Consider the following 24,275-nt stretch of genomic DNA (forward strand, 5'->3'; position numbering starts at 1 on the left):
GCGGACGCGCAGCCGGTGCTGGCGCTGGCGGTCGGTTCGACGGTGGGGGTGCTGGAGGGTTCGTCGGTGCCGGTTCTGGTGCTGGACGAGCCGGGGACGGCGGCCTCGATCGCCGGTCGGGAGGCGGGTGATCTGGGTCTGGTGGTGTCGCCGCGGGATCCGGCGTACGTGATCTACACCTCGGGTTCGACCGGCCGGCCCAAGGGCGTCGTGGTCGAACACCACAGCCTCGCCGACCTGCTCGCCACCCACCGCCGCACGCTGATGGCGGAGCACTTCGCCGACCGCAGCGGCGTCCCGGTGGGGCTGGTCGCGGGCGCCACCTTCGACACCTCGCTCGATGCCCTGTGCTTCATGGCGGCCGGTCACGAACTGCACCTGGTCCCCGACGGGATCAGGCTCGACGGCGCCGCCCTGGCGCGCTACATCGAGGCGAACCGCCTCGACTTCCTCGACCTCACCCCCTCCTACCTCTCGGTCCTGGCGGCCGAGGGCCTGCTCGACGCCGACCGGGAGCACGTGCCGGCGGTGCTGATGGTGGGTGGTGAGGCGTTGGGTGCGGAGTTGTGGTCGCGGTTGCGTGGTGCGGAGCGGACGGTGGTGCACAACTACTACGGTCCGACGGAGTGCACGGTGGACGCGGTGGCGTGGCCGCTGGCGGCGTCCGAGGTGCCGGTGATCGGCCGGCCGATCGACAACACCCTTGCGTATGTGCTGGACGAGGGTCTGGGCCTGGTGCCGCCGGGTGTGCCGGGGGAGTTGTTCCTCGCGGGGGCCGGTCTGGCGCGTGGGTATCTGAACCGCCCGGATCTGACGGGCGAGCGGTTCCTGCCCGATCCGTTCGGCGTGGCGGGTACGCGGATGTATCGGACCGGGGATCTGGTGCGGTGGACGGCGGCTGGGGTGCTGGAGTACCTCGGTCGGGCGGACGACCAGGTGAAGATCCGTGGCTTCCGGATCGAACTGGGTGAGATCGAGGCGGTGTTGGCCGCGCATCCGGCGGTTGCGCGGGCGGCGGTTCTGGTGCGCGAGCAGGATCGGCTGGTCGGCTACCTGGTCCCGTACACCGGAGTCGACCTCGACGTCGACGGGGTGCGGGCGCACGTGGCGGCGGCGCTGCCGGGGTACATGGTGCCGTCGGCGTTCGTGGTGCTGGCGGAGTTCCCGCTGACGGTGCACGGCAAGCTCGACCGCCGGGCGCTGCCCGCCCCGGAGGTGGGGACGGATCCGCAGGGCCGGGCCCCGCGCTCCGACCGCGAGCGGGTGCTGTGCGGTCTGTTCGCCGAACTCCTGGGCGTGGAGCGGGTCTCCATCGACGACAACTTCTTCACCCTGGGCGGTCACTCCCTCCTGGTGACCCGCCTGGTCAGCCGCATCCGCACCGAACTCGCCGTCGAACTCCCGCTCCGCGCCCTGTTCGACGCCCCGACGGTCGCCGCCCTGGCTGCCCGGCTGGGTGGCGACAACGGCGACGCCGATGCCGGCAGCGGTGGCGACCGCGACGCGCTGGCGCCGCTGCTGGCCCTGCGGGCGAACGGCACCGCGCGTCCGCTGTTCTGCGTCCACCCCGGCCTCGCGGTCGGCTGGAGCTACGCGAACCTGCTGCCGCACCTGCCCGCCGAGGTCCCGGTGTACGCGCTGCAGGCCGCCGGCCTGGACGGCTCCGGTCAACTCCCCGACAGCGTCGAGGAGATGGCCGCCGACTACCTGGCGAGAATCCGCGGCGTCCAGCCCGAGGGCCCGTACCGGCTGCTCGGCTGGTCGTTCGGCGGCACGGTCGCGGCGGCGGTCGCCGCCGGGCTCCGGGCGCAGGGCGCGGAGGTCGAGCTGCTGGCCGTGCTCGACGCCGTGCCCGACTGGAGCGGCGGCCCGGCGGCCCCCGCGGAGCGGAGCGAGCGCGACCGGCTGATCGAGGTGCTGGCCGGCCTCGGCATCCTGCCGGAGACCGAAGCCGAGACCGAGACCCAGACCGGGACCGGGACCGAGGCCGAACCGGAGTCCGCCGCGACGGCCGACGACCGGACCCGCTTCCTCGCCATCCTCCACGCGGCCTACCCCGAACTGGCGGACCTGGACGCCGCGTCCACCGCCGCGCTGATCGAGGTCCTGCTCAACAGCGAGCGGATCGCCGAGAGTTACCGTGCCCCGGCGTTCGACCAGGACGTGCTGCTGTTCGTCGCGGGCCGCACCGAGGACCAGGCCGACCCGAAGCCCGACGCCTGGCAGCGGCGGACCGCCGGCGCGGTCGAGGTCCACCAGGTCGACTGCTCGCACGCTGACATGACGACCCGCCAGGCATCCGCAGTGATCGGGCAGGCCCTGACCGGCCGGCTCGGCGGCTGATCCCGACCCTCGGCCCCCGCCCCCACCAACCACGGAACGGAAAGACGATGACGGCTCCCGTACGACACCTGATCTCGATCTCGGACCTGGACGACGACGACCTGCGCCACATCGTGGCCCGCGGCGCCCGGTTCGCGGACAGCGGCCGGCCGTACCCGCAGACCCTCGACGGCGACGTCGTCGGCATCTACTTCAAGCGGTCCTCCACCCGGACCAGGACGTCCTTCTCCAGCGGCTCGCTGCGGCTCGGCGCCCGGATCGTCACGTACCAGAACGGTGACCTCCAACTGGCCACCGGCGAGAGCCTGGAGGACACCGGCGACATCCTCGGCCGGATGCTCGACGTGCTGGTCGCCCGGACCGCCGAGCCCACCGCCGACCTGCGGGCGCTGGCCGCCCGCAGCCGGATGGCCGTGGTCAACGCGATGAGCGCCGAGGAGCACCCCACCCAGGCGCTCACCGACCTGACCGCGCTCCAGCGGCACTTCGGCCGGATCGAGGGCCTGCGGGTGCTCTACCTCGGCGAGGGCAACAACACCGCCTCCGCGCTGGCGCTGGCCCTCACCCGCTTCCCCGGCACCGAGCTGCACCTGCGCACCCCGCGCGGCTACGGGCTGGAGGCGGACTACCTGGCGCAGGCCGCCAAGCAGGCCGAGGCGTACGGCTCGACGGTCACCGAGCGCCACGACATGGACGAGCTGCCCGCCGACGTGGACGTCATCTACACCACCCGCTGGCAGACCACCGGCACCACCAAGCCCGACCCCGACTGGCGGGACGTGTTCGCCCCGTTCCAGGCCCGGGCCGAGCTCTGGGAGACCAGCCCCGGCGCGGTCTTCATGCACGACCTGCCGGCTCACCGCGGCGAGGAGGTCACCGCCGAGGTCCTGGACGGGCCGACCAGCATCGCCTTCTGGCAGGCCGAACACAAGCTGTACAGCGCCATGGCCGTCCTGGAGTGGTGCGCCCGCGGCCGCATCACCGAGACCGCGGCACCCGACGAAACCCCGGAGACCCAGGCATGAGCACCACCGGCACGAGCACCACCGACAGCCCGACGGCGCAGCTGCCCGCCGCCGAGCCCGCCCCGCTGCGCAGCAACCGGGACTTCCGGCTGCTGTGGGCCGGCACCGCCTTCTCCTCGCTCGGCTCCCAGGTCAGCACCTTCGCCTACCCGCTGATCGTGCTCTGGTCCGGCGGCTCGGTGTCCGAGGCCGGTCTGACCGGCGCCGCCGCGAGCCTGCCCCAGCTGCTGCTGTCACTGTTCGCCGGGGTGATGGTCGACCGCTTCGACCGGCGCCGGCTGATGATCGGCTGCAACCTGGGCCGGGCCGCCGCGCTCGCCGTGCTGGTCGCCACCATGCTGTCCGGCCGGGTGATCCTGCCGCTGCTGCTGGCGGTCGCCTTCGTCGAGGCGAGCCTGACGGTGCTGTACAAGCTGGCCGAGCACTCCGCGGTCCGCAACGTGGTCGAGCCGGAGCACCTGTCGCAGGCGATCTCGCAGAACGAGGCGCGGGTCCAGGGCGCCGGGCTGCTCGGCCAGCCGCTGGCCGGTGCGCTCTCCTCGGTCTTCGCCTGGCTGCCGCTGCTGTTCACGGTGGTCTCGCACCTGGTCTCGCTGGTCACGCTCTCCGGCATCAAGCGCAAGTTCCAGGCCGAGCGCGCGCCGGAGGCCGAGCGCCCCAAGGTGCTCGCGGACATCTCGGCCGGCGTCAGCTGGCTCTGGAACCACCGCCAGCTGCGGGCCGCGGCCGCCCTGGTGGCGGTCAGCAACATGCTGTTCGAGGTGCTGGTGCTCGGGATGCTCACCACGCTCCGCGACAACGGCGCGCAGCAGGCCGTGGTCGGCCTGGTGATGGGAGCGGCCGGCGTCGGCGGCGTGGCCGGTGCGCTCAGCACCAACTGGTGGATGGAGCGGCTGCGGCTGCCGGTGATCGTGATCGGCGCCAACGCGGTCTGGACGGTGCTCTTCCCGCTCGCGGTGTTCCTGAAGAACCCGCTGCTCTTCGGCCTGGTGATCACCCCGATGTCGTTCATCGGCGCGATGTGGACCATCGCCGTGGTCTCCTTCCAGGTCGAGATCACCCCGGACGAGATGCAGGGCCGGATCGCCAGCGTGATCGGCATCGTGGCCTTCGGCACCCTGCCGCTCGGCGCCCTGATCGGCGGCTACACCCTCCAGGCGTTCGGCTTCCGGACCTCCGTGCTGGCCTGCAGCGTGGTGATGCTGCTGCTCACCCTGGCCGCGGTGGCGAGCCCCTCGCTGCGCCGGATCGGCTCCGAACTGCGCGACCGCGCCACCGCCGCGCAGACCGAGGCCGGCGCCGAGCCGACCGACGCCCAGGAGACCGTCCAGGCCGAGGCCGCCGCCGAGCCGGTCCCCACCCCGACCCCCGCAGGGAAGTGACAGCGACCATGACCGACCTGATCCAGTCGACGGCGCGGCACGCCCGCGAGATCCCCGGCAACGACGCCGTCGTGTTCGTCACCGGCCACGGCAAGGACGCCGTCACCCGCACGCTCGGCTACGGCCGGATGGTCCAGGACGCCCAGTCCGTGGCCGCCGAGCTGCGCACCCACTGCGAGCCGGGGGACAGGGTGCTGCTGCTCTTCCCCAGCGGCCTGGAGTTCATCAAGGGCTTCCTGGGCTGTCTGTACGCCGGCCTGGTGCCCGTCCCCGTCCCGCTGCCGGGCCGTGGCTCCAGCCAGCGCCGCCGCACCACCGGCGTCCTCCTGGACTGCGAGGCCACCGCCGTCCTGACGGACCGCGACACCCTGCCCGAGGTCGCCGACTGGCTGGAGCAGGAGGAGCAGTCGCAGGTCCGCTGCGTGGTCACGGAGTCCGTCCCGCAGATCGCGCCGGAGCGGTACGTCTGGCCGCGACCCGAGCCCGAGCAGCTCTGCTTCCTCCAGTACACCTCCGGTTCGACCAGCGAGCCCAAGGGCGTGATGGTCGGTCACGGCAACCTCGCGCACAACTTCGGCGAGCTGCGCGCCCTGCTCGGCATGCGCGCCGACTCCACCGTCTGCAGCTGGCTGCCGCTCTTCCACGACATGGGACTGATCGCCGCCCTGCTGCTCCCGCTCCACCTGGGCCTGCGCACCGTCCTGATGTCGCCGACCGACTTCGTCCGCCGCCCGTACGCCTGGCTGGAGCTGATCCACGCCCACCGGGCCACCCACAGCTTCGCGCCGAACTTCGGCTACAACCTGGCCGCCCGCACCGTCACCGAGGACCACCTCGCGCGGCTCGACCTGTCCTCCTGGCGCTGCGCGGCCAACGGCGCCGAGCCGGTGCACGCGCAGACCATGGAGCTGTTCGCCAAGCGGCTCGCCCCGACCGGCTTCCGGGCCACCGCGCTGCGGCCCGCGTACGGCCTGGCGGAGGCGACCCTCGGGGTGACCGCCACCGCGCTCGACCAGGAGCCCCCGGTCGCCCTGGTCGACCGGGCGGACCTGGAGCGCAACCTGTTCCGGCCCCGCCCGGACGGCTCGCCGCTGGTCAGCTGCGGCTCGCCGGTCGGCCTGGAGGTCCGGATCGTCGACCCGGCCACCCGGCGGGTGCTGCCCGACGGTGAGATCGGCGAGATCTGGCTGCGCGGCGGCTCGATCGCCCCGGGCTACTGGGCCCGGCCCGAGATCAACGCGCAGGTCTTCGACGCGGCCGACGCCGACGGCGGCCGCGGGCACCTGCGCACCGGCGACCTCGGGGTGCTCCACGAGGGCCAGCTCTACGTCACCGGCCGGATCAAGGACGTGCTGATCGTCAACGGCCGCAACCTCTACCCGCACGACATCGAACGCGAGTGCGGCGAGCTGCACCCGGCCTTCGCGGGCCTGTCCGCGAGCGTCTTCTCGGTGCCCGGCGACGGCGGCGGGGAGGACCTGGTGGTGGTCCAGGAGGTCCGCCAGGCCAAGGTGGCCGGCGGCGACCTCACGGCCCTCGCCGGCGAGGTCAAGCTCGCCCTCAGCCGCAGCCTCGGCGTGCCGGTCGGCAACGTCGTGCTGCTCAAGCCCGGCAAGGTCCGGCGCACCACCAGCGGCAAGATCCAGCGCTCCGCGATGCGCGGACTGTTCCTGGCCGCCGAGCTGGAGCCGCTGCACGAGGACCTCGCCCCGCGGACCCGCGCGCAGTACCGGCCGGCCGCCGTGACCGAGGACGGGGCGGGCGCGTGAAGTACCTCCCGCACGAGCTCGCCGCGCTGTTCGACCGCAAGCTCGGCGACCCGCACGACCCGCTCCAGGCGTTCTCCTACGCCCGCTGCGCCGACCTGGACGAGCGCGAGGAGTTCCCCACCGAGATCTGCCGCGCGCTGGACGAGCTCGGGCTCGCCCGCTACTACGTCCCGACCGCGCACGGCGGCGCGCTGGAGAGCTACGAGGACCTGGCGGCCCTGCTGCGCACCGTCGCCCGCCGCGACCTGACGGTGGCCATCGCGCACGTCAGCACGTTCCTCGGCGCCGCCTCGGTCTGGCTGGCCGGCGCCCCCGAGCAGGCCGCCGCGCTGGCCGCCGAGATCCGCGACGGCAGCGTGGTCTCGCTCGCCCTGACCGAGCAGCAGCACGGCAGCGACTTGCTGGCCAACGAGCTGGCCACCGTCGAGGGCGAGACCTGGTACCGGGTCAACGGCGAGAAGTGGCTGATCGGCAACGCCTCGCGCGGCCAGTTCGTCTGCGTGCTCGCCCGCACCGACCCGGCCGGCGGGCCGCGCGGCTTCAGCCTGCTGCTGGTGGACAAGCGCCGGCTGGCGCCCGGCAGCTTCCGCTGCCTGCCGGCGGTGCGCACGGTCGGCATCCGCGGCGCCGACATCAGCGGGATCGCCTTCACCGACGCGGAGGTCCCTGCCACCGCCGTGGTCGGCGAGCCCGGCCGCGGCCTGGAGACGGTGCTGAAGATCCTCCAGCTCACCCGGAGCCTGTGCGGGCCGCTCTCGCTCGGCACCGGCGACCACGCGCTGCGGCTCGCGGTGCGCTACAGCCTGGACCACCTCGGCCCGGCCGACGGCGGCGCCACCGCGCCCCGCCCGCTCACCGAGGCCTACACCGACCTGCTGGTGGCGGAGGCCGTCACGCTGGCCGGGGCCCGCTCGATCCACGCCCTGACCGGCGAGCTCAGCGTGGTCTCCGCCGCCGTGAAGTGCTTCGTGCCGCACGCGGTGGAGGAGCTGATCGCCTCGCTGGGCGCCGCCCTGGGCGCCGGCGTCTTCCTCAGCCGCTCGTACCTGCACGGCGCGTTCCAGAAGCTGGAGCGCGACCACCACATCATGAGCATCTTCGACGGCAACACCTTCGTGAACCTCAACGGCCTGATCAACCAGTTCGCCCCGCTGGCCCGCGGCCACCGCCGGCGCACGGTCGACGAGGACGGCCTGGCCGCCGTCGTCGACCTCGCCGCCGAGCTGCCGCCCGCCCGCGGCGAGAGCCTCGAACTGCTCTCGCGCACCGGCAGCAGCCTGGTGCAGAGCCTGCCGTCCGCGCTCGCCGAACTGGCCGAACTCGTCACGCTCGGCGTGGTGCCGCCGGCCCTCGGCCGGTACGCCGAGGAACTGCTGGACACCACCGAGGAGTTGCACGCGGCGATGGCCGACCACCGGCCCTCGGCCCGGGACGTGCCACCCGAGGCCTTCGAACTGGCCCGGCGCTGGACCCAGGTGTTCGCCGCGGCGGCCTGCGTCCAGCTGTGGCTGCGCAACCGCGAGGCGGCCGCCGGCTCGCCCACCGCGGCGCTGTGGGCCGACGGGCTGTGGCTGGAGGCCGGCCTCGCCCGGCTGCTGGCCCGGCTGCGCCCCGGTGCCGTCCGCGACGGCGAGGTCTTCGACCGACTCTCCGACCGCCTCCTCGACCAGTACCGGGACGGCGAGTTGTTCTCGCTGCTGCACTGCCGGATGGAGGAGACGGTATGAGCGCGCTGATGCCCGCCGACCGCCCGGCCCTGCTGGACGCCCTGCTCGGCGACCCCCGCACCGCCGACGGCCCGCTCGGTCCGGACGCGGTGGTGGCAGCCGACGAACGCGGCGAACTGCCGGCCACCGGCGTGCGGGCGCTGGCGGAGTACGGCTTCAACGCCGACCTGCTGCCGCCCGCCCTCGGCGGCCGCTTCACCCGGGTCGACGAGCTGGCCGGGACCTTCCGCGCGGTCGCCCGCCGGGACCTCGCCCTCGCCACCGGCTACGGGCTCGGCAGCCTCACCGCCGCGCTGCACGCGCAGCTCTGCGGCGACCGCGACCGGGCCGCCGAACTGGCCGAACTGCTGCTCGGCGGCGGACGGGTGGCCACCGCCTTCACCGCCCCCGGCCCCGGCCTGCGGGCCACCCCGGACGGCGGGCGGCTGCAGCTGAGCGGCACCGAACACCTGGTCGGCGACCCGGCCGGCGCCGCCGCGCTGCTGCTGCCGGTCACCCTCGACCGGGGCAGCGGCCACCTGCTGCTGCCCGCCACCACCCGGCTGGTCCTCTCCCCGCCGCACAGCAGCACCGGGCTGCGCGGCTGCCGGTTCGCCGCGGTGACCGCCGACGGCCTGCGGATCGGCCCCGACCGGCTGCTCGACCCGGACGGCGACGGGCCGGCCAGGGCCGCCGCCGTCGGCCGGGTCACCGGCACGGTGGTCGCCTCGGCGCTGATCGGCGTCCTGGACACCCAGCTGCGCACCGCCCTGTCCTTCGCCGACGAGCGGATCCTGTACGGGCGCCCGGTCACCGGGCTGCCCAGCGCCCGGGCCCTGCTGGTGGACGCCTTCCTCGACCTGCTGATCGCGGACTGCTGCAGCACGGTGGCCGCCCGCGCCCTGCACCTGCGGCCCGGCCACCCCGGGCTCCAGCACACCGTCCGGCGGCTGGTGACCGGCCTGGTCCGGGACGCCGTGCACCAGCTCTCGCTGCTCCTCGGGGCGCGTTCCTACCTGCGCGAGGGCCCGCACGCGCTGTTCCAGAAGCACCTGCGGGACCGCACGGCGCTGGCCGCCCTGCACGCCGAGCCGCTCACCGCCGCGTTCCCGGCGCCGGGAAGCCCGGCCACCGACGGGCTCGACCCGGCGCTGTTCGGCGCCGACCCGCGGCTGCCCGACCTGGACCTGGCCCGGCTCGCCGACCCGCGCGTCGACCCCGCCGGACCGGCCACCGCGATCCCGGCCGGGCTCACCGCGGCCCACCCCGAACTGGCCGAGCTCGCCAAGTCGTTGATCGAGCGCCCGGATGCCACCGGCCTCGCCGCCGCGGCCTGCCTCCAGCTCTGGTGGCACGCCACCGCGGAGCCCGCGGCGGCCCACGACGGACCGGTCTGGATCCACGCCGCACTGCACCGGCTGGCCGTCCGGGCCGGCCGGCGGGGCGCCGGCACCCGTCCGGACCACGACGCCGCCCTGCTCGAGGAGATGCGCACCCGGCTCGCCGAGGGCCGCACCTTCGACCTGGCCGCCCGGCCCCCGGCCGGCTGACCACGCAGCACCGACCCCCCGGCCGGCCGACCCCGCAGCACCGACCCAGCGTCCCGCAGCACCCGAGCACCACCCCGAACCCGAACGGCAGGTAACCCGACATGTCCGAAACCGCCCTCGACACCTCCGCCGAGGCCATCGCCGACTGGCTCACCGGCCGGGTCGCCTACTACCTCGACCGCCCCGCCGCCGAGCTGCGGCCCGACGTCAAGCTGGTCGAGTACGGCCTCGACTCGGTGTACGGGATGAGCCTGATCACCGAGATCGAGGACCGCTTCGACCTCGAACTCGAATCCACCCTGGCCTGGGACCACCCCACCATCGCCGCCATCACCGGCTACCTGCACACCCTGGTCGGCGGGCGTTGACCGCCGAACCCGCCGGGCAGCAGGTCTCGCTCGGGCAGGAGGCGCTCTGGTTCCTCCAGCGCCTAGCCCCCGCCAGCCCGGCCTACAACGTGGCGATGGCCGTCCGGATCCGCCAGGCCGTGGACGACGCCGCACTGCGCCGGGCCACCGCGGCCGTCGTCGAGCGGCACGAGCTGCTGCGCTCCCACTTCGTCGAGCAGGACGGCCGGCCGCTGCGCCGCACCGTCGAGGCGCTGCCCGGTCTCCTGGAGATCCGCGAACTGCCCGGCGCGACCGAGGCGGAGCTGCACGCCCTGGCCCGGGAGGCGGTGGCCCGCCCGTTCGACCTGGCCGAGCCGGGGCCGGTCCGGCTCCTGCTGCTGCGGCGCGCCGAGCAGGACGCCGTCCTGCTGCTGGCCACCCACCACGCGGTCACCGACGGCGCCTCCCAGGTCCTGGTGCTGGAGGACCTGCTGGCCGCCTACCGGGCCGAGACGGCCGGCCCCGGTGAGCCGCCCGCCCCGGCGCCCGCCCGCCCGTACCAGGAGTACGTCACCGCGCAGCGGGAGCTGCTGGACTCGCCGCGCCGGGCCGAACTGGCCGACCACTGGCGGACGCTGTGCGCCGGCGCGCCGCCCGCACTGGAGCTGCCGACCGACCGGCCGCGCCCGGCCCGCAAGCGGTTCACCGGCGCCAGCTGGGACTTCCGGCTGCCCGAGGAGCTCGCCCGGTCGCTGCGCCCGGCCGCCGCGGCCGCCGGGGTGACCCCGTTCGTCCTGCTGTTCGGCACCTTCCAGGCGCTGCTGCACCGCTGGACGGCGCAGCCCGACTTCCTGGTCGGCTACGCTGTCAGCACCCGCCCGGAGCGCACCATGCGGCACACGGTCGGCTACTTCGTCAACACCCTGCCCGCCCGCGCCGACTTCGCCGACCGCGATCTGACGTTCCGTCAACTCCTGGCCGCGGTGGCGGAGCAGCTGCGGCACGGGCTGGCCCACCGGGACCTTCCGCTGCCGCTGCTGCCCGCCGAGCTCGGCCTGCCGCACGACCCGAGCCGGACCCCGGTCTTCCAGAGCATGTTCAGCCTGATCACCGCGACCAGGTTCCAACCGCTGCTGGAGCTGCTGGCCCCGGCGGACGGCGCCAAGCCCGAGGTGGTCCACCACGGACTGCGCCTGACCGGCTTCGACCTGCCGCAGCAGGAGGGCCAGTTCGACCTCAGCGCCGAGGTGCTGCAGGCCGACGGTGCGGTGAAGGTGGCGTTCAAGTACGACACCGACCTCTTCGACGCCGCCACCGTGGGCCGGATGGCCGGCCACTACCGGCTGCTGCTGGCCGCCGCGGTGGCCGACCCCGACCTGGTGGTCCGCCGGGTGCCCCTGGTCGGACCGGCCGAGCGGGAGACCCTGCTCGGCCTCGCCACCGCCGCCTGGTAGCGGCACCTGGGCCCGGTCCGGCGCGGCACCCGGCCGGACCGCCCGGCATCCGGCCGGGCCGGCACGGGTCGACGAGGACCCGCCGATCCGGCGGCCCGGGGCCGCGCCGGGGCCGCCCGCTGCCCGGAGCGTCCTCCCACACCGTCACACACGACTGGAGAAACGGCGTTATGCCAGCACAGAACGGTCAACAGGACTGCACCGTGTCGACGATGCCACGGCCTGCCGAGTGTGTGCCCGCGGTCCTCGACCCGCTGGCCGGGCCCGTCGAGGGCCCGGCCCCGGCCGGCGCCGGCGCGGCGGGCGGCCCGCTGGGCGGCCGGCTGGCGATGCTGGCCGCGACCTTCGCCGAGACGCCGCTGGTGCGGATCGAGGAGGAGGGCATCGACCTCTACGCCAAGCTGGAGTACTGCAACCCGAACGGCAGCTCCAAGGACCGGTCGGCGTTCTGGATCCTCAAGGGGGCGATCGAGCGCGGCGAGATCACCCGCGAGACCACGGTGGTGGAGTCCTCCTCCGGCAACTTCGCGATCTCGATGGCGGCGTTCTGCCGGTCCCTCGGGATCCGCTTCGTCCCGGTGATCGACCCGAACTGCAACCAGCTCACCGAGGCCTACCTCGGCATCATGTGCGACCGGGTGGAGAAGGTCACCGAACGCGACGCCAGCGGCGGCTACCTGACGACCCGGCTGACCAGGGTCAAGCAACTGCAGGCCGAGTACCCGCACGTGTACTGGCCCAACCAGTACGCCAACGAGGACGCGCTGCTCGCGCACTACTCGATGACCGGCGGGGAGCTGTGCGCCGCGCTGCCCAAGCTGGACTACGTCTTCCTCGGGGTGAGCACCGGCGGCACCATCGCCGGGGTCTCCCGCCGGGTGAAGCAGGAGAACCCGGGCGTCACCGTGGTCGCGGTGGACGCGGCCGGCTCGGCGATCTTCGGCCAGCCGCCGCAGACCCGGCTGCTGCCCGGCCTCGGCTCCAGCCTGGTGCCGCCGCTGTGCGACCGGGCGCTGATCGACGACGTGGTCATCGTGCCCGAAGCCGCCGCCGTCCAGGGCTGCCTGGAGCTGGTCCGCCGGCACGGCCTGTACGCGGGCGGCTCCACCGGCAGCGTCTACGCCGCCATCGGCCACTACTTCGCCCGCCGCCCGGCCGGCGGCCCACGCCCCACGGTGGCCTTCCTCTGCGCGGACCGCGGCACCGCGTACGCGGAGACCGTCTACGACGCCGCCTGGGTGGCCCGGTCCTTCGCCGACCGGCCCGACCCCGCCGAGTGGCCGGGCGGCGCCGCGTGGCCCGGCGCCGCACTGCCCTCCGCCCGCTGACCACCCCCGCACCACCCGTACACCACGAGGAGCACCGAACGATGACCGACACCCGGAGCCCGCTCAGCGCGGCCCCTGCCCCGCTCACCCTGCCGCAGCTGCGCGTGCTCACCGGCCAGGACGTGCTGCGCCACATCGACGCCGACCGGGCCGGCTGCGTCGACGTGGTGCGCCGCGCCTACCTGACCCACGCGGCGGGCGACAGCGTCAACCCGGAGAGTGCGTTCCTGCGCTTCCCGCACCGGCCGAACTCCCGGATCATCTCGCTCCCGGCCTACCTGGGCGGCGAGTTCGAGGTGGCGGGCATCAAGTGGATCGCCAGCTTCCCGGACAACCCGGCCCGCGGTATCCCGCGCGCCTCCGCCGTCCTGCTGCTCAACGACACCGAGAGCGGCTACCCGGTCGCCGCCCTGGAGTCCTCGGTGGTCTCCGCCAGCCGGACCGCCGCCTCCGCGGTGCTCGGCGCCGAGACGCTGGTCGGCGCCCGCCGCGCGCAGCGGATCGGCCTGGTCGGCGCCGGCCTGATCGGCGGCCACGTGTGGAAGTTCCTGCGTGACCTGAACTGGGAGATCGGCGGTTTCCGGATCTTCGACCTGAGCACCGAGCACGCCGAGCGCTTCGCCCGCACCCTCAAGGCGGACGGCGTGCAGGACGTCGAGGTGGTCGAGGAGGCGGCCGGCGCGTTCGCCGACTGCGACCTGGTCGTCCTCACCACCGTGGCGGGCGAGCCGCACCTCACCGACCCGGCCCTGCTCGCCCACGCCCCGGTGGTGCTGCACCTGTCGCTGCGCGACCTGGCGCCCGAACTGGTCCTGGCCGCACAGAACTTCACCGACGACATCGACCACGCGGTGCGCGAGCGGACCTCCCTGCACCTGGCCGAGCAGCAGGTCGGCCACCGCGAGTTCGTGCACGGGACGATCGCCGACCTGCTGGCCGGCACCGTCAGCCGGGATCCGGCGCGGGCCGCCGTCTTCTCGCCGTTCGGCCTGGGGATCCTGGACCTGGCCGTCGGCAAGTGGGTGCACGACGCCGTGGTCGCGGCGGGCGGCGGTCAGCCGGTGCCGGACTTCTACGGCGAGGCCGTGCGCTGACCGGCGGGCGGGCGGGGGAGACTGGTCGGATGCAGATCCGTATCGAGGCCACCGCCCTGCCCGGCCGGGCGCTGCCGGCCGTCCCCGGGTTCGCCGGCGGGCAGGACATCCACGTCGGGGTCCAGCGCAAGGACCGGCCGGACGAGCTGTTCGAGCTGGTGCCCGCCGACGCGCCGGCCGCCGTCTGGACCCTGGACTGCACCGCGGTCGAGGGTCCGGACGGCATCCAGCTGCGCGGCCCGTACCTGCAGAACCGGCTCGGCGGCCGGTTCGTCTACCTGTCCTGGGTGGCGGCCGACGACACCGGGCGGCACGCGATGTTCCGCCGGGCCAAGCTGATGCTCGATGCCGTCCCGGCACCGACCCTGGCCGAGGCGGTCCGGCTGGGCCGGCTCACCGGCCGGCTGGCACTGACCGATGCGACCGGCCGGCCGGTCTGCGCGGCGGTCCGCCCGCCGCGGATCGAATGGAGCGCCGAACGGGGCGAGTGACCGGGCCGCCCGCTCAGGCGACCCCGCGTGGCCGGAACTGGATGCTGATCCGCGGCCCCACCGGGCGCGCCGTCTTCGGTACGGCGTGCTCCCAGGTGCGCTGGCAGGAGCCGCCCATCACCAGCAGGTCCCCGTGCCCGAGCGCCTGGCGCACGGTCTGCCCGCCACCGCCACCGCCACCGGCGTCGGGCCGCGGCCGCAGCAGCAGCGGCCGCGGCTCGCCGACCGAGACGATCGCCACCATGGTGTCCTCCAGTTCGCCCCGCCCGATCCGGTCGCCGTGCCAGGCGACGCTGTCCCGCCCGTCCCGGTAGTAGCACAGCCCCGCGCTCACGAACGGCTCCCGCAACTCCCGCGCGTAGTGCGCCCCGAGCGCCTCCCGGGCCTGCGCCAGCACCGGATGCGGCAGCTCCGCCCCTTCCCGGTAGTGCGCCAGCAGCCGCGGCACCGCGACCACCCGCTCGTACATCAGCCGCCGCTCCGCCTGCCACGGCACCCGCTGTGCCAGCTCCTCGAACAGCGCGTCCGCGCCGGTCAGCCACCCGGGCAGCACGTCGATCCAGGCCCCCCGCCCGAGCTCCCGCCGCCGCACGCCGCCCAGCCCGCGCAGCCCGAGCTGCTCCCCGGAATCGAACAGCGACGCCTGCACCTGGACACTCATGCGGCCAAGCCTACCCCTGTATTCGAACAGGCGAGCGAATGAATCGCGCCGGTCGGGCGCGGCCCACCGAGCATCGCTATGTTTGCCCTGTACGGACCCGATGTGCGCCGAGGGTCCGACCTCCGAGGAGTACCCATGGCCGAGCAGGTGCTGGCGAGCTGGCGGGACGGTCCGGCCAGGAGGGCGATCCTGGACTTCGTCCGGGCGGCCACCACCCCCGGGTCCGCGTTCGTGGCGCCCGCCGACCGGATCGCCACCTTCGACAACGACGGCACGCTCTGGGTGGAGCAGCCGTTGCCCCCGCAGTTCGACTTCGTGTTCCGCGTCTGGGAGGCCGAGGTGCGGGCCGACCCCGCGCTGGCGCAGCGGCAGCCCTACCGGGCGCTCGCCGAGCGGGACCAGGCCTTCTTCGAGGGCGTCGCCACCCAGGAGCCGAAGGTGGTGTCCAGCCTCCTGGAGGCGTTCGCCCGCTCATGGGCCGGGACGACGCCGCAGGAGTTCGACGCGCAGGTGCGCGAGTGGACGCGGACGGTGAAGCAGCCCAGGTTCGGGGTGCCGTACGTCGAGCTGGTCTACCGCCCGATGCTGGAACTCTTCGACCTCCTGCACGCCCATCGGTTCCGGGTGTTCGTGTGCTCCGGCGGCGGCCGCGACTTCATGCGGGTGTTCGCCGAGGACATCTGGGGGATTCCCAAGGAGAACGTGATCGGCTCCGCCGCCGCGTACACCTGGACCGACGGGCGGCTGGTCCGCTCCGAGCGTCTGCTCGGCGACCTCGACCTCGGCCCGGGCAAGCCCGAGCACATCTTCGCCCACACCGGGCGGCTCCCCGCGCTCGCCGGCGGCAACGCCGACGTGGACGTCGAGATGCTGCGCAGCGCCGGTTTCGCCCTGCTCCTCGACCACGACGACGCCGAGCGCGAATTCGCCTACACCAAGGGCGCCGAGACCGCGCTCACCGAAGCGGCCGACCTGGGGTGGACGGTCGTGAGCATGAAGAACGACTGGGCTGCGGTGTTCTGACCAGGAGGATCCATGAGCGAGCTGACCGCCGTCGACATCCTGGTGGACCCGGACGAGGACACCCTGAGGCGCGCCCGCGCCTGGAACGCCCGGATGCGTGCCAGCGTCCCGGGCGGCTTCGCCCTCGACGCCTCCCACCGTCCGCACATCACCACCCTCCAGCGGTACGTGCGCACGGCGCGGCTGGACGCCGTCCACGACGCCGTCCGTGACACCCTCGCAGCCGCCGACACGGGCGGGCTCTCCTACCGGGCGGTGGCGATCAAACACGCCGACTGGGGGGTGCCCGGCCAGGGGCTCGCGGTCATCCTGCTGCGGCCCAGCTCCCAGGTGCTCGACCTGCAGGCTGCCCTGCTGACCGCCGTCGCCCCCTTCACCGGGTCCGGCGGCACGGCCGCGGCCTTCGTCACCGACCCGGGGGAGGAGATCAGCCGGAGCACCCTGGACTGGGTCGAGGGCTACGTCCCGGCCCAGATCGGGCCGGACCGGTACACGGCCCACATCACCGTCGGCTTCGCCGTGCTCGACGACCTGGTGGCCATCGAGGCGGAGCCGTTCGAGGCCTTCGACGTCCGCCCGGTCACCGTCGCCGTCCACCAGCTCGGCAACAGCGGAGCGGCCCGCAGGCTCCTGAGGTCCTGGCCGCTCCCGCACTGACGGCCGCTCCCGCTCCGACCCGCCGCAGGCCGGCCGCGCTGGAATCTCCCCCTGCGGGAGGTTCTACCGTCCGTTGCGCAAGCGGAGCACCCGAGCGGAGAGAAGATCGATGATGACGACGTTCCTGCTGGTCCCCGGTCTGTTCATGGGCGGTTGGGCATGGGAGGAGGTGGCCGCCGGGCTGACCGCCCGGGGGCACCGGGCGGTGCCGGTGACCCTGCCGGGGCTCGCCGACCGGGCCGACGGGCCGGCCGCGGAGATCGGGCTTGCCGCGCACACGGCCGCGCTGGTCGAGCTGCTCGACGAGGAGGGGTCGGACGTGGTCCTGGTCGCCCACAGCTACGCGGCCTTCCCCGCGCTCGCCGCCGCCGACCGCCGGCCCGGCCAGATCCGCCGGGTGGTGTTCGTGGACACCGGCATCCCGGAGGACGGCGAATCGGTGCGCGGCAGCCTGGTCGGCAGCAGCCTCCCCGCCGCGACCGCGGACGGCGTCCTCCCGGTGCCGGGCGAACTCTCCGGCCTCACCGGTGCGGAGCTGGCCCGCTTCCACCGCCTGGCCACCCCGCACCCCGCGGCCACGCTGACCGACCCGGTCGCCCTGACCGGCACCTGGCGCGCGCTGCCCACCACCGGCGTGTTCTGCCTGGAGAACGGCCTCAGCCTGGAGCTGGCCCGCACCCTGCACGCCACCGGCCACCCCCGGTTCGCCAAGCTCGCCGAACCGGACGTCACCTTCTTCGAACTGGCCACCGGCCACTTCCCGATGCTCACGGCGCCGGACGAGCTCACCGACGTCCTCGTCCGCGCCGCCGCCGGCGAGGGCGCCACCCTGCACGGCTGAGCCCCGCAGCGGAAGTCCGCACCGGTCGCCGCCCGGAAAGGAGACGAAGACGCAGACCCCGCCGGCCGCCCCCGCCCCCGGTTCGGCGCATCGGCCAGTACACCCCGTGGCCGGCGGGCGCGAGACTGCTGGGGCGGCAGGCCCGCAGACACGCAGACACGGGGGGACAGCACGATGGGTGGTCAGCTCTACGACGGGATCGGCGAGGCGTTCGAGGGCTTCAAGACCCTCCCGCTCGCCCGCTACGGCGAGGTGCCCGGTTTCCTCGGCCTGGTCGGCGACGTGAGCGGCAGGTCGGTGCTCGACCTGGCCTCCGGCACCGGCTTCTACAGCCGGGAGTTCAAGCGCCGCGGTGCGTCGGAGGTGCTCGGCGTGGACATCTCCACGGCGACGGTCGACGCGGCCCGGGCACGGGAGGAGCTCGACCCGCTGGGCGTCCGGTACGAGGTCGGCGACGTCGCCGAACTGCGGGCCTTCGAGCGGCCCTTCGACCTCGCGGTCGCGGTCCAGCTGTTCAACTACGCCCAGGACGTGGCCACCGTCGAGCGGATGTGCCGCACCATCCACCGCAGCCTCGCGCCCGGGGCAGAACTCTTCGTGTTCGCCCAGCACCCGGACTTCCGCTTCGACGGGCCGTCCCTGGCCAAGTACGGCTTCCGGTGCGAGTCGCTCGGCGAGCGGACCGCGATCGGGCCGCGGGTGCGGATCACCGCGCTCCTCGATCCGCCGATCTCCTTCGCCGCCAACCCGCCGAGCCGCGAGGTCTACGAGAGCTGCCTGCGGGCGGCCGGGTTCACCGAGGTCCGCTGGGTCCCGCTGGAGATCTCCGACGCCGGCCGGCAGGCGTACGGCCCCGGGTTCTGGGACGACGTCGCCGCCAACCCGCCGCTCACGATGCTGCGCTGCCGCAGCTGATCCCGGCGGGCCCGGTGCAGACCCGCGCAGACCCGTACCGCCCCGCGCCGCCCGCGCTACCCTGCCCGGATGACCGCGATCGACGACCGCAGCTTCCCGCCCGCCCTCACCGCGCTGTCCGAGGCCGAGTTCGACCACCGCGACGGCGACGGCGTCGACTACGAGCCATTCGCCGACTTCCTCGGCCGCGAGGAGACCACGGCCTGGCTGCGCGCCTGGACCGGCAACGGGGAGGTCGACGGCGGTCGGTTCCGGGTGTTCGGCCAGGACGGCACCGGCGGCTACGCCGCGTTCTGGCTGGTCCGCCCGGGGCTGCCGACGGCCGCCCAGCCGGTGGTCTTCCTCGGCTCCGAGGGCGAGGCCGGGGTGGTCGCCCGGGACCTCGACGCCCTGCTGTGGCTGTTCGCCGACGGCTTCGGGCCGTGCGAGGCGATCCGCCCGGCCGGACGCCTCCCGTACCCGAGCCCGGAGCTGGCCGCGATCGCCGAGCGGTACGCCCCCGGCCTGCGCCGCCCCGCCACGGAGATCATCGAGGAAGTCGGTCAGGAGTTCCTGGACTTCGAGGACATCATCGCCGACCTGTGCCGCTGATCCGACCCACCGGCCGTGGCCGGACGGCCGCGTGCCAGAATCCCCGCAGGTGAGGACGGTGGCGACGGGGGGAGTCGGGGCATGGCGCAAGAGTCGGGGGTGGGCCGGGCCCGGCGGCTGCTGACCAGCCCCCAGGTGTGGGCGAACCTCGCGATCGGCCTGCCCGCCGTGGTGCCGCTGTACCTGGCGTGGTGGCTGCTCACCGAGTACGCGCCGATGGACTGCCGCAGCGTGGCGGACGCGTCCGCGCCGGGCTTCGCCGGCACCTGCAACTACACCACCCTCGACCACGCGGGCGTGGTTGCCTTCCTGCTGCTGGTCACCGGTGGCCTGCTGCTGGCGGTGGTCCTGCTGGTGGACGTGGTCCGGCCGCGGGCGCGCGGCCGGGCGGCCGGTCCGTGGCTGGCCGCGACGGTGCTGATCCCGCTGCCGTTCGCGGTGCTGTTGCTGCTCGCCCGCTGACCCCCGGCCCGGGGCACCCACCGGGCAGCCCGGCGCGGGCCGGGAGCGCCGCGACGCCCCCGGCCCGCGCGGCTCAGCCGCCCACGGCCGCCCGCCCGCGCTCCGCCACCCGCCCGCCGGCCGGCGCCAGTCCGGGCCCCCGGTCCTCCGCGGCGTGCACCATCCGCACCAGCTCGTCCCGGGCCCGGGCCAGCCGCGACCGTACGGTGCCGACCGGGCAGCCGCAGACCGCCGCGGCCTCCTGGTAGCTGTAGCCCAGCACCTGGGTGAGCACGAACACCTCCCGGCGGTCGGCCGGTATCCGGGCCAGCAGGTCGGCCAGCGCGACCCCCTCCTCGAAGCCGCCGGGCGGCGCGGGCCGCCGGTCCACGGCCTCCTCCCAGTCGGGGAGGCCGGCGTTCCGGGGGCGGACGGCGGAGCGGCGGTAGCGGTCCACCACGGTCCGGCGGGCGATCGACAGCAGCCAGGTCCGGGCGGAGGCCCGTCCGGTGAAGCCGGGCAGGCCGCGCAGCGCGCGCAGGAAGGTCTCCTGGGCCAGGTCGTCCGCGGCCTCGGGATCGGCCAGGTGGGCCACGAAGCGCCAGACGTCACGCTGCGTGGCCCGGACGAAGGCCTCGACGGCGTGCCGGTCGCCGCCGCCGCCCGCCAGCGCGAGTTCGGTGAGCAGGTCGTCGTTCACCGGCGCCCGCCCGGGCCCAGGGGGCGCGGTGATCGGCCGCGCCGGGGGTACGGGACGATGGGCCGATGAGATGCCCGGACCACCGTTCCCCCGCACCCGACGCCGAGTCCGATACCGCCGGGGCCGACGCCGCGGCGACCGAGCCGCTGTCGGACGGGGAGTCGCCCGCCGGCTGCCCGGAGTGCGCCGCGTGGCAGCGGGCCGAGCGCCGGCTCGCGGAGCTGACCGGCCGGGCCGCGGAGCCGTCCGAGCGCTGGACGCAGGGGTTGCTGAGCCGCCTCGACGAGGAGCTCGGGCGGGACTGACCCGCGCCGATCGCGGGGGCGGGGAGGCCGCCCGCCGAACGGCGGGTGGGCCGCTCGGATCGGGGGCTCGGCGGTCGGAAGACCGACAGACATGATGGGGTCCTGAAGGCAGGGGAACGGTCGGATCCGCACCCGGCCGCCGCCGCTGACACCGGGTCGGCCCCGCGCCCGCGCCGCGATCGGCGGGGCGGCGTGTGCTCCGGCGGCCGGTACGGGACCGGCGGCCGGCGGGGGCCGGGTGGTGAGCGGTTCGGCGGGCGGTGCGGGCAGGCCCGGGCGCGCGAGCGCAGGGGCTACCGGCCCACCACCGCGGCCCCGACGGCAACTCCGGTCGGTGGCAGGGGTGCTGGGCGTGTCACGGCAGGGCGGGCCGGGGCGGCCCGCGCCGGACCACCACGTGCAGCAACGCCGGTTCCGCCGCGGGCCGCGCCCGCCGGCGCGGCCGGGCACCGGGGGCGGCCGGCCGGATCGTCGGCGGGAGCAGCAGCAGGGCCGGGACGACCGCGTGCGCCAGCGCCAGCAGCAGCCGGCCGAGCCCGGTCACGGCCGCGTCCCCCCGGCAGAACAGCAGCGCGCAGGCCAGCGCGGCCAGCGCGTGCGCGGCCGTCATGCCCGCCGCCCCGGGGTGCAGGGCGTGCGGCAGCACCGCGGCGGCCGGGTGCGCCGCCTGCCCGGGAAGCCCTGCCATTCCGGGCATCCCGCCCGTCGCCGGCATCCCATGAGCCGCCGTCAGGCCCGCCCGCACCGCGTCCGGGTCGAGCCCCGCCGCCCGGGCCAGCTGCTCGGGATCGATCCGGCCCTTCACCGGCCCGGCCTCGCAGAGCAGCAGCGCGAGCCAGTCCGGCGATCCGCCCGGCGCCCGGGGTACCTGCTGGACCCGCTCGAACAGCTGGTGCAGGCCACCCTGCAGCGCGAGCATCCCCCCGGTGACCACGAGCGGGGAGCGCGGCCGGCCGCCGAGCAGCCAAGCGCACCCCAGGACGCCCGCGAACGCCACGGCGAGCCAGCGCGACGGCAGCTCGGCCGTCGTCATACCGGCGTGCGCGCAGGCGGCCAGCGCCACGCACAGGGCGGCGAAGACCCCCGAGCGGATGACGCGGGGCAGTCGGACAGTCACAGTGCCCGCCATCGTGCCACCCCGACCCGGAGCGCCCGAAACCCCCGGGGGGTACCCGGACCATCGCTGTTGAACAGTCAACTCTCCTGCGCGGACGGCCCGCCGCGCTCAGGCCCGCGCCGGCGGCGCCGTGCTCGCCCGCAGCACGACCTCCAGCGGCAGCGCGACCACCTGCGGCTCGGCGCCGGGCGTCGCGGCCAGCGCCAGCCGTACGGCCTCCCGCCCCATCAGCTCCAGCGGCATCCGCACGCTGGTGAGCGGCGGCGCCAGGTCGGCGGCCAGCGGCACGTCGTCGAAACCGGCCACCGACACCCGCCCCGGTACGTCGATCCCGCGGGCCCGCAGCTCGGCCAGCACCCCGACGGCGCAGATGTCCGAGAGCGCGAGGATCGCCGTCGGCAGCAGCTCCCCGGGGTGGCCGTCCACCAGCCGCGCTGCGGCCCGCCGGCCACCCTCCCGGCTGAAGTCGGCCTCCAGCACGCAGTCCTGAGGAAGCGTCAGTTCGGCCTCGGTGAGCGCCTCGCGCACCCCGGCGAGCCGCTCCTGCGACACCCGTAGCCGCTCCGGGCCGCCGATCACCGCGAACCGGCGGTGGCCCATCCCGATCAGCGCCCGGACCAGCTCGGCGGCGCCGGCCCGGTTGGCGGGGCTCACCGTGTCGTACCCGGGCCCGTGCTCGGTGATCGCGGTCACCACCCCGCCCTGCGCCCGGTACCCGGCCAGCGCCTCGTCGATCGGCCCGGCCGCCGCCGGATCGGTGTACGCCGAACCGGCCAGCACGATCGCCCGCACCCGCTGCGCGTGGAGCATCCGCACCGCGTGCAGTTCCTGCTCGGGGTCGGCATCGGTGCTGGCCACCAGGCTGAGCAGGCCGGCCTTCGAGCTGGCGTCCCCGACCGCGCGGGCGATGGCGCCGAAGTACGGGTCCGCCACGTCGTGCAGCAGCACCCCGATGGTGGCGGTGGAGGCCCGGGCCAGCGCCTGGGCGGGCGCGTTCGGCAGGTAGCCGAGCTCCTGCGCGCTGCTCCGCACCCGCGCCGACAGCTCGTCGGTGACCGTCCGGGCGGAGCCGTTCAGCACCCGGGAGGCCGTGGCCAGGGACACCCCGGCGTGCCGGGCCACATCGCCGAGGGTGACCGCCACCGCACGCTCCTGCCGCCGTCTCCTGTGATCGTCCGGGCCAGGGTACCGCGCCGCCCCCGGCCCCTTGACCGAACAATCGAACGGCCTCTAGCCTCGCCGATGGAAAGCGCTTTCCAGCTTATCCCGCGGGCCGCACCCCCGCACCCCCGCAGCACCACCCCACCCAGCTCCACCCCCACCCACCCCACCGCACACGAGGAGACCCCGTGACCCGCAGGGTGATCGGCATCGTGATGAACGGCGTCACCGGCCGGATGGGCCACCGCCAGCACCTGGTCCGCTCGATCCTCGCCATCCGGGAGCAGGGCGGCCTCGCCCTGCCCGACGGCGAACTGCTCTGGCCCGAACCGATCCTGGTCGGCCGCAGCGCCGCCCGGCTCGACGCCCTCGCCGAACGCCACGGCCTCACCCACCGGACCACCTCGCTGGACGAGGCGCTCGCGCACCCGCTCGCCGAGATCTACTTCGATGCCCAGGTCACCCCGGCCCGGGAGGCCGCCCTGCGCGCCGCCATCGCCGCCGGCAAGCACGTCTACACCGAGAAGCCGACCGCCGAATCCCTCGACTCCGCCCTGCAGCTGGCCCGGTTGGCGGCCGCCGCCGGGGTCCGCAACGGCGTGGTCCAGGACAAGCTGTTCCTGCCGGGCCTGCGCAAGCTCAAGCGGCTGGTGGACGCCGGCTTCTTCGGCCGGATCCTCTCCGTGCGTGGCGAGTTCGGCTACTGGGTCTTCGAGGGCGACCAGCAGAGCGCCCAGCGGCCGTCCTGGAACTACCGCGCCGAGGACGGCGGCGGCATGGTGCTCGACATGTTCCCGCACTGGCGCTACGTGCTGGACGAGATCATCGCCCCGGTCCGCTCGGTGTACGCGCACACCGCCACCCACATCCCCGAGCGGGTGGACGAGCAGGGGCGGCGCTACCGGGCCACCGCCGACGACGCCGCGTACGCGGTGTTCGGCCTGGAGGGCGGCATCACCGCGCAGCTCAACTCCTCCTGGGCGGTCCGGGTCGACCGCGACGAGCTGGTCGAGTTCCAGGTCGACGGCACCGAGGGCAGCGCCGTCGCGGGGCTGCGCAACTGCCGGATCCAGCACCGCGCGACCACCCCCAAGCCGGTCTGGAACCCGGACCTGCCGGCCACCGAGCCGTTCCGCGCGCAGTGGCAACAGGTGCCCGACAACGAGGAGTTCGACAACGGCTTCAAGGTCCAGTGGGAGCTGTTCCTGCGGCACGTGGTCACCGGCTCGCCGTACCGCTGGGACCTGCTGGCCGGCGCCAAGGGCGTCCAGCTGGCCGAACTCGGTCTGCGCTCCGCCCGCGAGGGCCGCCGCCTCGCCGTCCCCGAACTCGGTCCCGACGAACCCGGCCCCGACGAGCTCGGCCTCGGCGAACTCGGCCTCGGCCGCGCCG

Annotated in this window: 22 protein-coding genes and 1 pseudogene; 19 read left to right on the plus strand and 4 right to left on the minus strand. The window is 74.9% G+C overall.

What is annotated here, in order from left to right:
* From ABT014_RS19120 to ABT014_RS19170, 11 genes are all read left to right on the plus strand, one after another.
* Positions 1-2,343 (plus strand): alpha/beta fold hydrolase (locus ABT014_RS19120; protein ID WP_350640149.1); only part of this gene is annotated, 2,343 nt, incomplete at its 5' end.
* A gap of 47 nt (positions 2,344-2,390) precedes the next feature.
* Positions 2,391-3,368: an ornithine carbamoyltransferase gene (locus ABT014_RS19125; RefSeq protein ID WP_350640150.1), complete on the plus strand. Its 978-nt coding sequence runs from the start codon at positions 2,391-2,393 to the stop codon at positions 3,366-3,368.
* A complete protein-coding gene (locus tag ABT014_RS19130) occupies positions 3,365-4,750 on the plus strand; it encodes an MFS transporter (protein WP_350640151.1) in 1,386 nt (461 codons plus the stop codon). Before ABT014_RS19125 ends, ABT014_RS19130 begins: the two co-directional genes overlap by 4 nt.
* 8 nt (positions 4,751-4,758) lie before the next feature.
* Positions 4,759-6,519, plus strand: a complete 1,761-nt coding sequence (locus ABT014_RS19135; RefSeq protein WP_350640152.1) for a fatty acyl-AMP ligase — start codon at positions 4,759-4,761, stop codon at positions 6,517-6,519.
* Entirely contained in the window at positions 6,516-8,246 is a 1,731-nt protein-coding gene (locus ABT014_RS19140) for an acyl-CoA dehydrogenase family protein (protein WP_350640153.1), read from the plus strand. Before ABT014_RS19135 ends, ABT014_RS19140 begins: the two co-directional genes overlap by 4 nt.
* Positions 8,243-9,775, plus strand: a complete 1,533-nt coding sequence (locus ABT014_RS19145; protein ID WP_350640154.1) for an acyl-CoA dehydrogenase family protein — start codon at positions 8,243-8,245, stop codon at positions 9,773-9,775. The genes ABT014_RS19140 and ABT014_RS19145 overlap by 4 nt, the downstream gene beginning before the upstream one ends.
* Positions 9,776-9,876: 101 nt before the next feature.
* Complete coding sequence (locus ABT014_RS19150; RefSeq protein ID WP_350640155.1) at positions 9,877-10,143, plus strand: acyl carrier protein; 267 nt, start codon at positions 9,877-9,879, stop codon at positions 10,141-10,143.
* Positions 10,140-11,558: a condensation domain-containing protein gene (locus ABT014_RS19155; protein ID WP_350640156.1), complete on the plus strand. Its 1,419-nt coding sequence runs from the start codon at positions 10,140-10,142 to the stop codon at positions 11,556-11,558. The genes ABT014_RS19150 and ABT014_RS19155 overlap by 4 nt, the downstream gene beginning before the upstream one ends.
* A 212-nt stretch (positions 11,559-11,770) precedes the next feature.
* Positions 11,771-12,886 carry a 2,3-diaminopropionate biosynthesis protein SbnA gene (sbnA, locus tag ABT014_RS19160; protein WP_350640157.1) on the plus strand — a complete coding sequence of 372 codons (1,116 nt, stop codon included), beginning with the start codon at positions 11,771-11,773 and terminating at the stop codon, positions 12,884-12,886.
* A gap of 41 nt (positions 12,887-12,927) precedes the next feature.
* Entirely contained in the window at positions 12,928-13,980 is a 1,053-nt protein-coding gene (sbnB, locus tag ABT014_RS19165; RefSeq protein WP_350640158.1) for a 2,3-diaminopropionate biosynthesis protein SbnB, read from the plus strand.
* Between the two features lie 29 nt (positions 13,981-14,009).
* Positions 14,010-14,471, plus strand: coding sequence for a DUF5990 family protein (locus ABT014_RS19170; RefSeq protein WP_350640159.1), 462 nt, complete (start codon positions 14,010-14,012; stop codon positions 14,469-14,471).
* 13 nt (positions 14,472-14,484) lie between these two features.
* On the opposite strand, the gene ABT014_RS19175 is transcribed toward ABT014_RS19170, so the two are convergent.
* Positions 14,485-15,132, minus strand: coding sequence for an alpha-ketoglutarate-dependent dioxygenase AlkB (locus tag ABT014_RS19175; protein WP_350640160.1), 648 nt, complete (start codon positions 15,130-15,132; stop codon positions 14,485-14,487).
* 135 nt (positions 15,133-15,267) lie between these two features.
* On the opposite strand from ABT014_RS19175, the gene ABT014_RS19180 reads away from it, so the two are divergent.
* The 6 genes from ABT014_RS19180 to ABT014_RS19205 all read left to right on the plus strand — a co-directional run bounded on the left by ABT014_RS19180 (position 15,268) and on the right by ABT014_RS19205 (position 19,621).
* Positions 15,268-16,155 (plus strand): HAD family hydrolase, encoded by an 888-nt coding sequence (locus ABT014_RS19180; protein ID WP_350640161.1) that lies wholly within the window; start codon positions 15,268-15,270, stop codon positions 16,153-16,155.
* 12 nt (positions 16,156-16,167) lie between these two features.
* Positions 16,168-16,812, plus strand: coding sequence for a hypothetical protein (locus ABT014_RS19185; protein WP_350640162.1), 645 nt, complete (start codon positions 16,168-16,170; stop codon positions 16,810-16,812).
* A 109-nt stretch (positions 16,813-16,921) separates the two neighbouring features.
* Positions 16,922-17,653, plus strand: coding sequence for an alpha/beta fold hydrolase (locus ABT014_RS19190; protein WP_350640163.1), 732 nt, complete (start codon positions 16,922-16,924; stop codon positions 17,651-17,653).
* Positions 17,654-17,827: 174 nt separating this feature from the next.
* Positions 17,828-18,568, plus strand: coding sequence for a class I SAM-dependent methyltransferase (locus ABT014_RS19195; protein ID WP_350640164.1), 741 nt, complete (start codon positions 17,828-17,830; stop codon positions 18,566-18,568).
* 69 nt (positions 18,569-18,637) lie between these two features.
* Positions 18,638-19,159 carry an SMI1/KNR4 family protein gene (locus tag ABT014_RS19200; protein ID WP_350640165.1) on the plus strand — a complete coding sequence of 174 codons (522 nt, stop codon included), beginning with the start codon at positions 18,638-18,640 and terminating at the stop codon, positions 19,157-19,159.
* Positions 19,160-19,240: 81 nt separating this feature from the next.
* Positions 19,241-19,621, plus strand: a complete 381-nt coding sequence (locus ABT014_RS19205) for a hypothetical protein (RefSeq protein ID WP_350640166.1) — start codon at positions 19,241-19,243, stop codon at positions 19,619-19,621.
* Positions 19,622-19,694: 73 nt separating this feature from the next.
* Here ABT014_RS19205 and ABT014_RS19210 read toward each other — a convergent pair whose 3' ends face one another.
* The gene (locus ABT014_RS19210) at positions 19,695-20,300 is read right to left on the minus strand and encodes a sigma-70 family RNA polymerase sigma factor (RefSeq protein WP_350640167.1); all 606 of its coding nucleotides are present in this window, start codon (positions 20,298-20,300) and stop codon (positions 19,695-19,697) included.
* A 65-nt stretch (positions 20,301-20,365) separates the two neighbouring features.
* Between ABT014_RS19210 and ABT014_RS19215 the strand changes: the two genes are divergently transcribed.
* Entirely contained in the window at positions 20,366-20,605 is a 240-nt protein-coding gene (locus ABT014_RS19215; RefSeq protein ID WP_350640168.1) for a hypothetical protein, read from the plus strand.
* Positions 20,606-20,960: 355 nt separating this feature from the next.
* Here ABT014_RS19215 and ABT014_RS19220 read toward each other — a convergent pair whose 3' ends face one another.
* Together ABT014_RS19220 and ABT014_RS19225 are read right to left on the minus strand one after the other, a co-directional pair.
* Positions 20,961-21,722: a hypothetical protein gene (locus ABT014_RS19220; protein ID WP_350640169.1), complete on the minus strand. Its 762-nt coding sequence runs from the start codon at positions 21,720-21,722 to the stop codon at positions 20,961-20,963.
* 108 nt (positions 21,723-21,830) lie between these two features.
* Entirely contained in the window at positions 21,831-22,865 is a 1,035-nt protein-coding gene (locus ABT014_RS19225) for a LacI family DNA-binding transcriptional regulator (protein WP_350640170.1), read from the minus strand.
* A 233-nt stretch (positions 22,866-23,098) separates the two neighbouring features.
* Here ABT014_RS19225 and ABT014_RS19230 point away from each other — a divergent pair.
* Positions 23,099-24,214: pseudogene (locus ABT014_RS19230) on the plus strand (Gfo/Idh/MocA family protein); the annotation flags it as partial.
* Between the last annotated feature and the right edge of the window lie 61 nt (positions 24,215-24,275).

This window comes from Kitasatospora sp. NPDC094015 (assembly GCF_040304075.1).
Lineage (GTDB): Bacteria > Actinomycetota > Actinomycetes > Streptomycetales > Streptomycetaceae > Kitasatospora.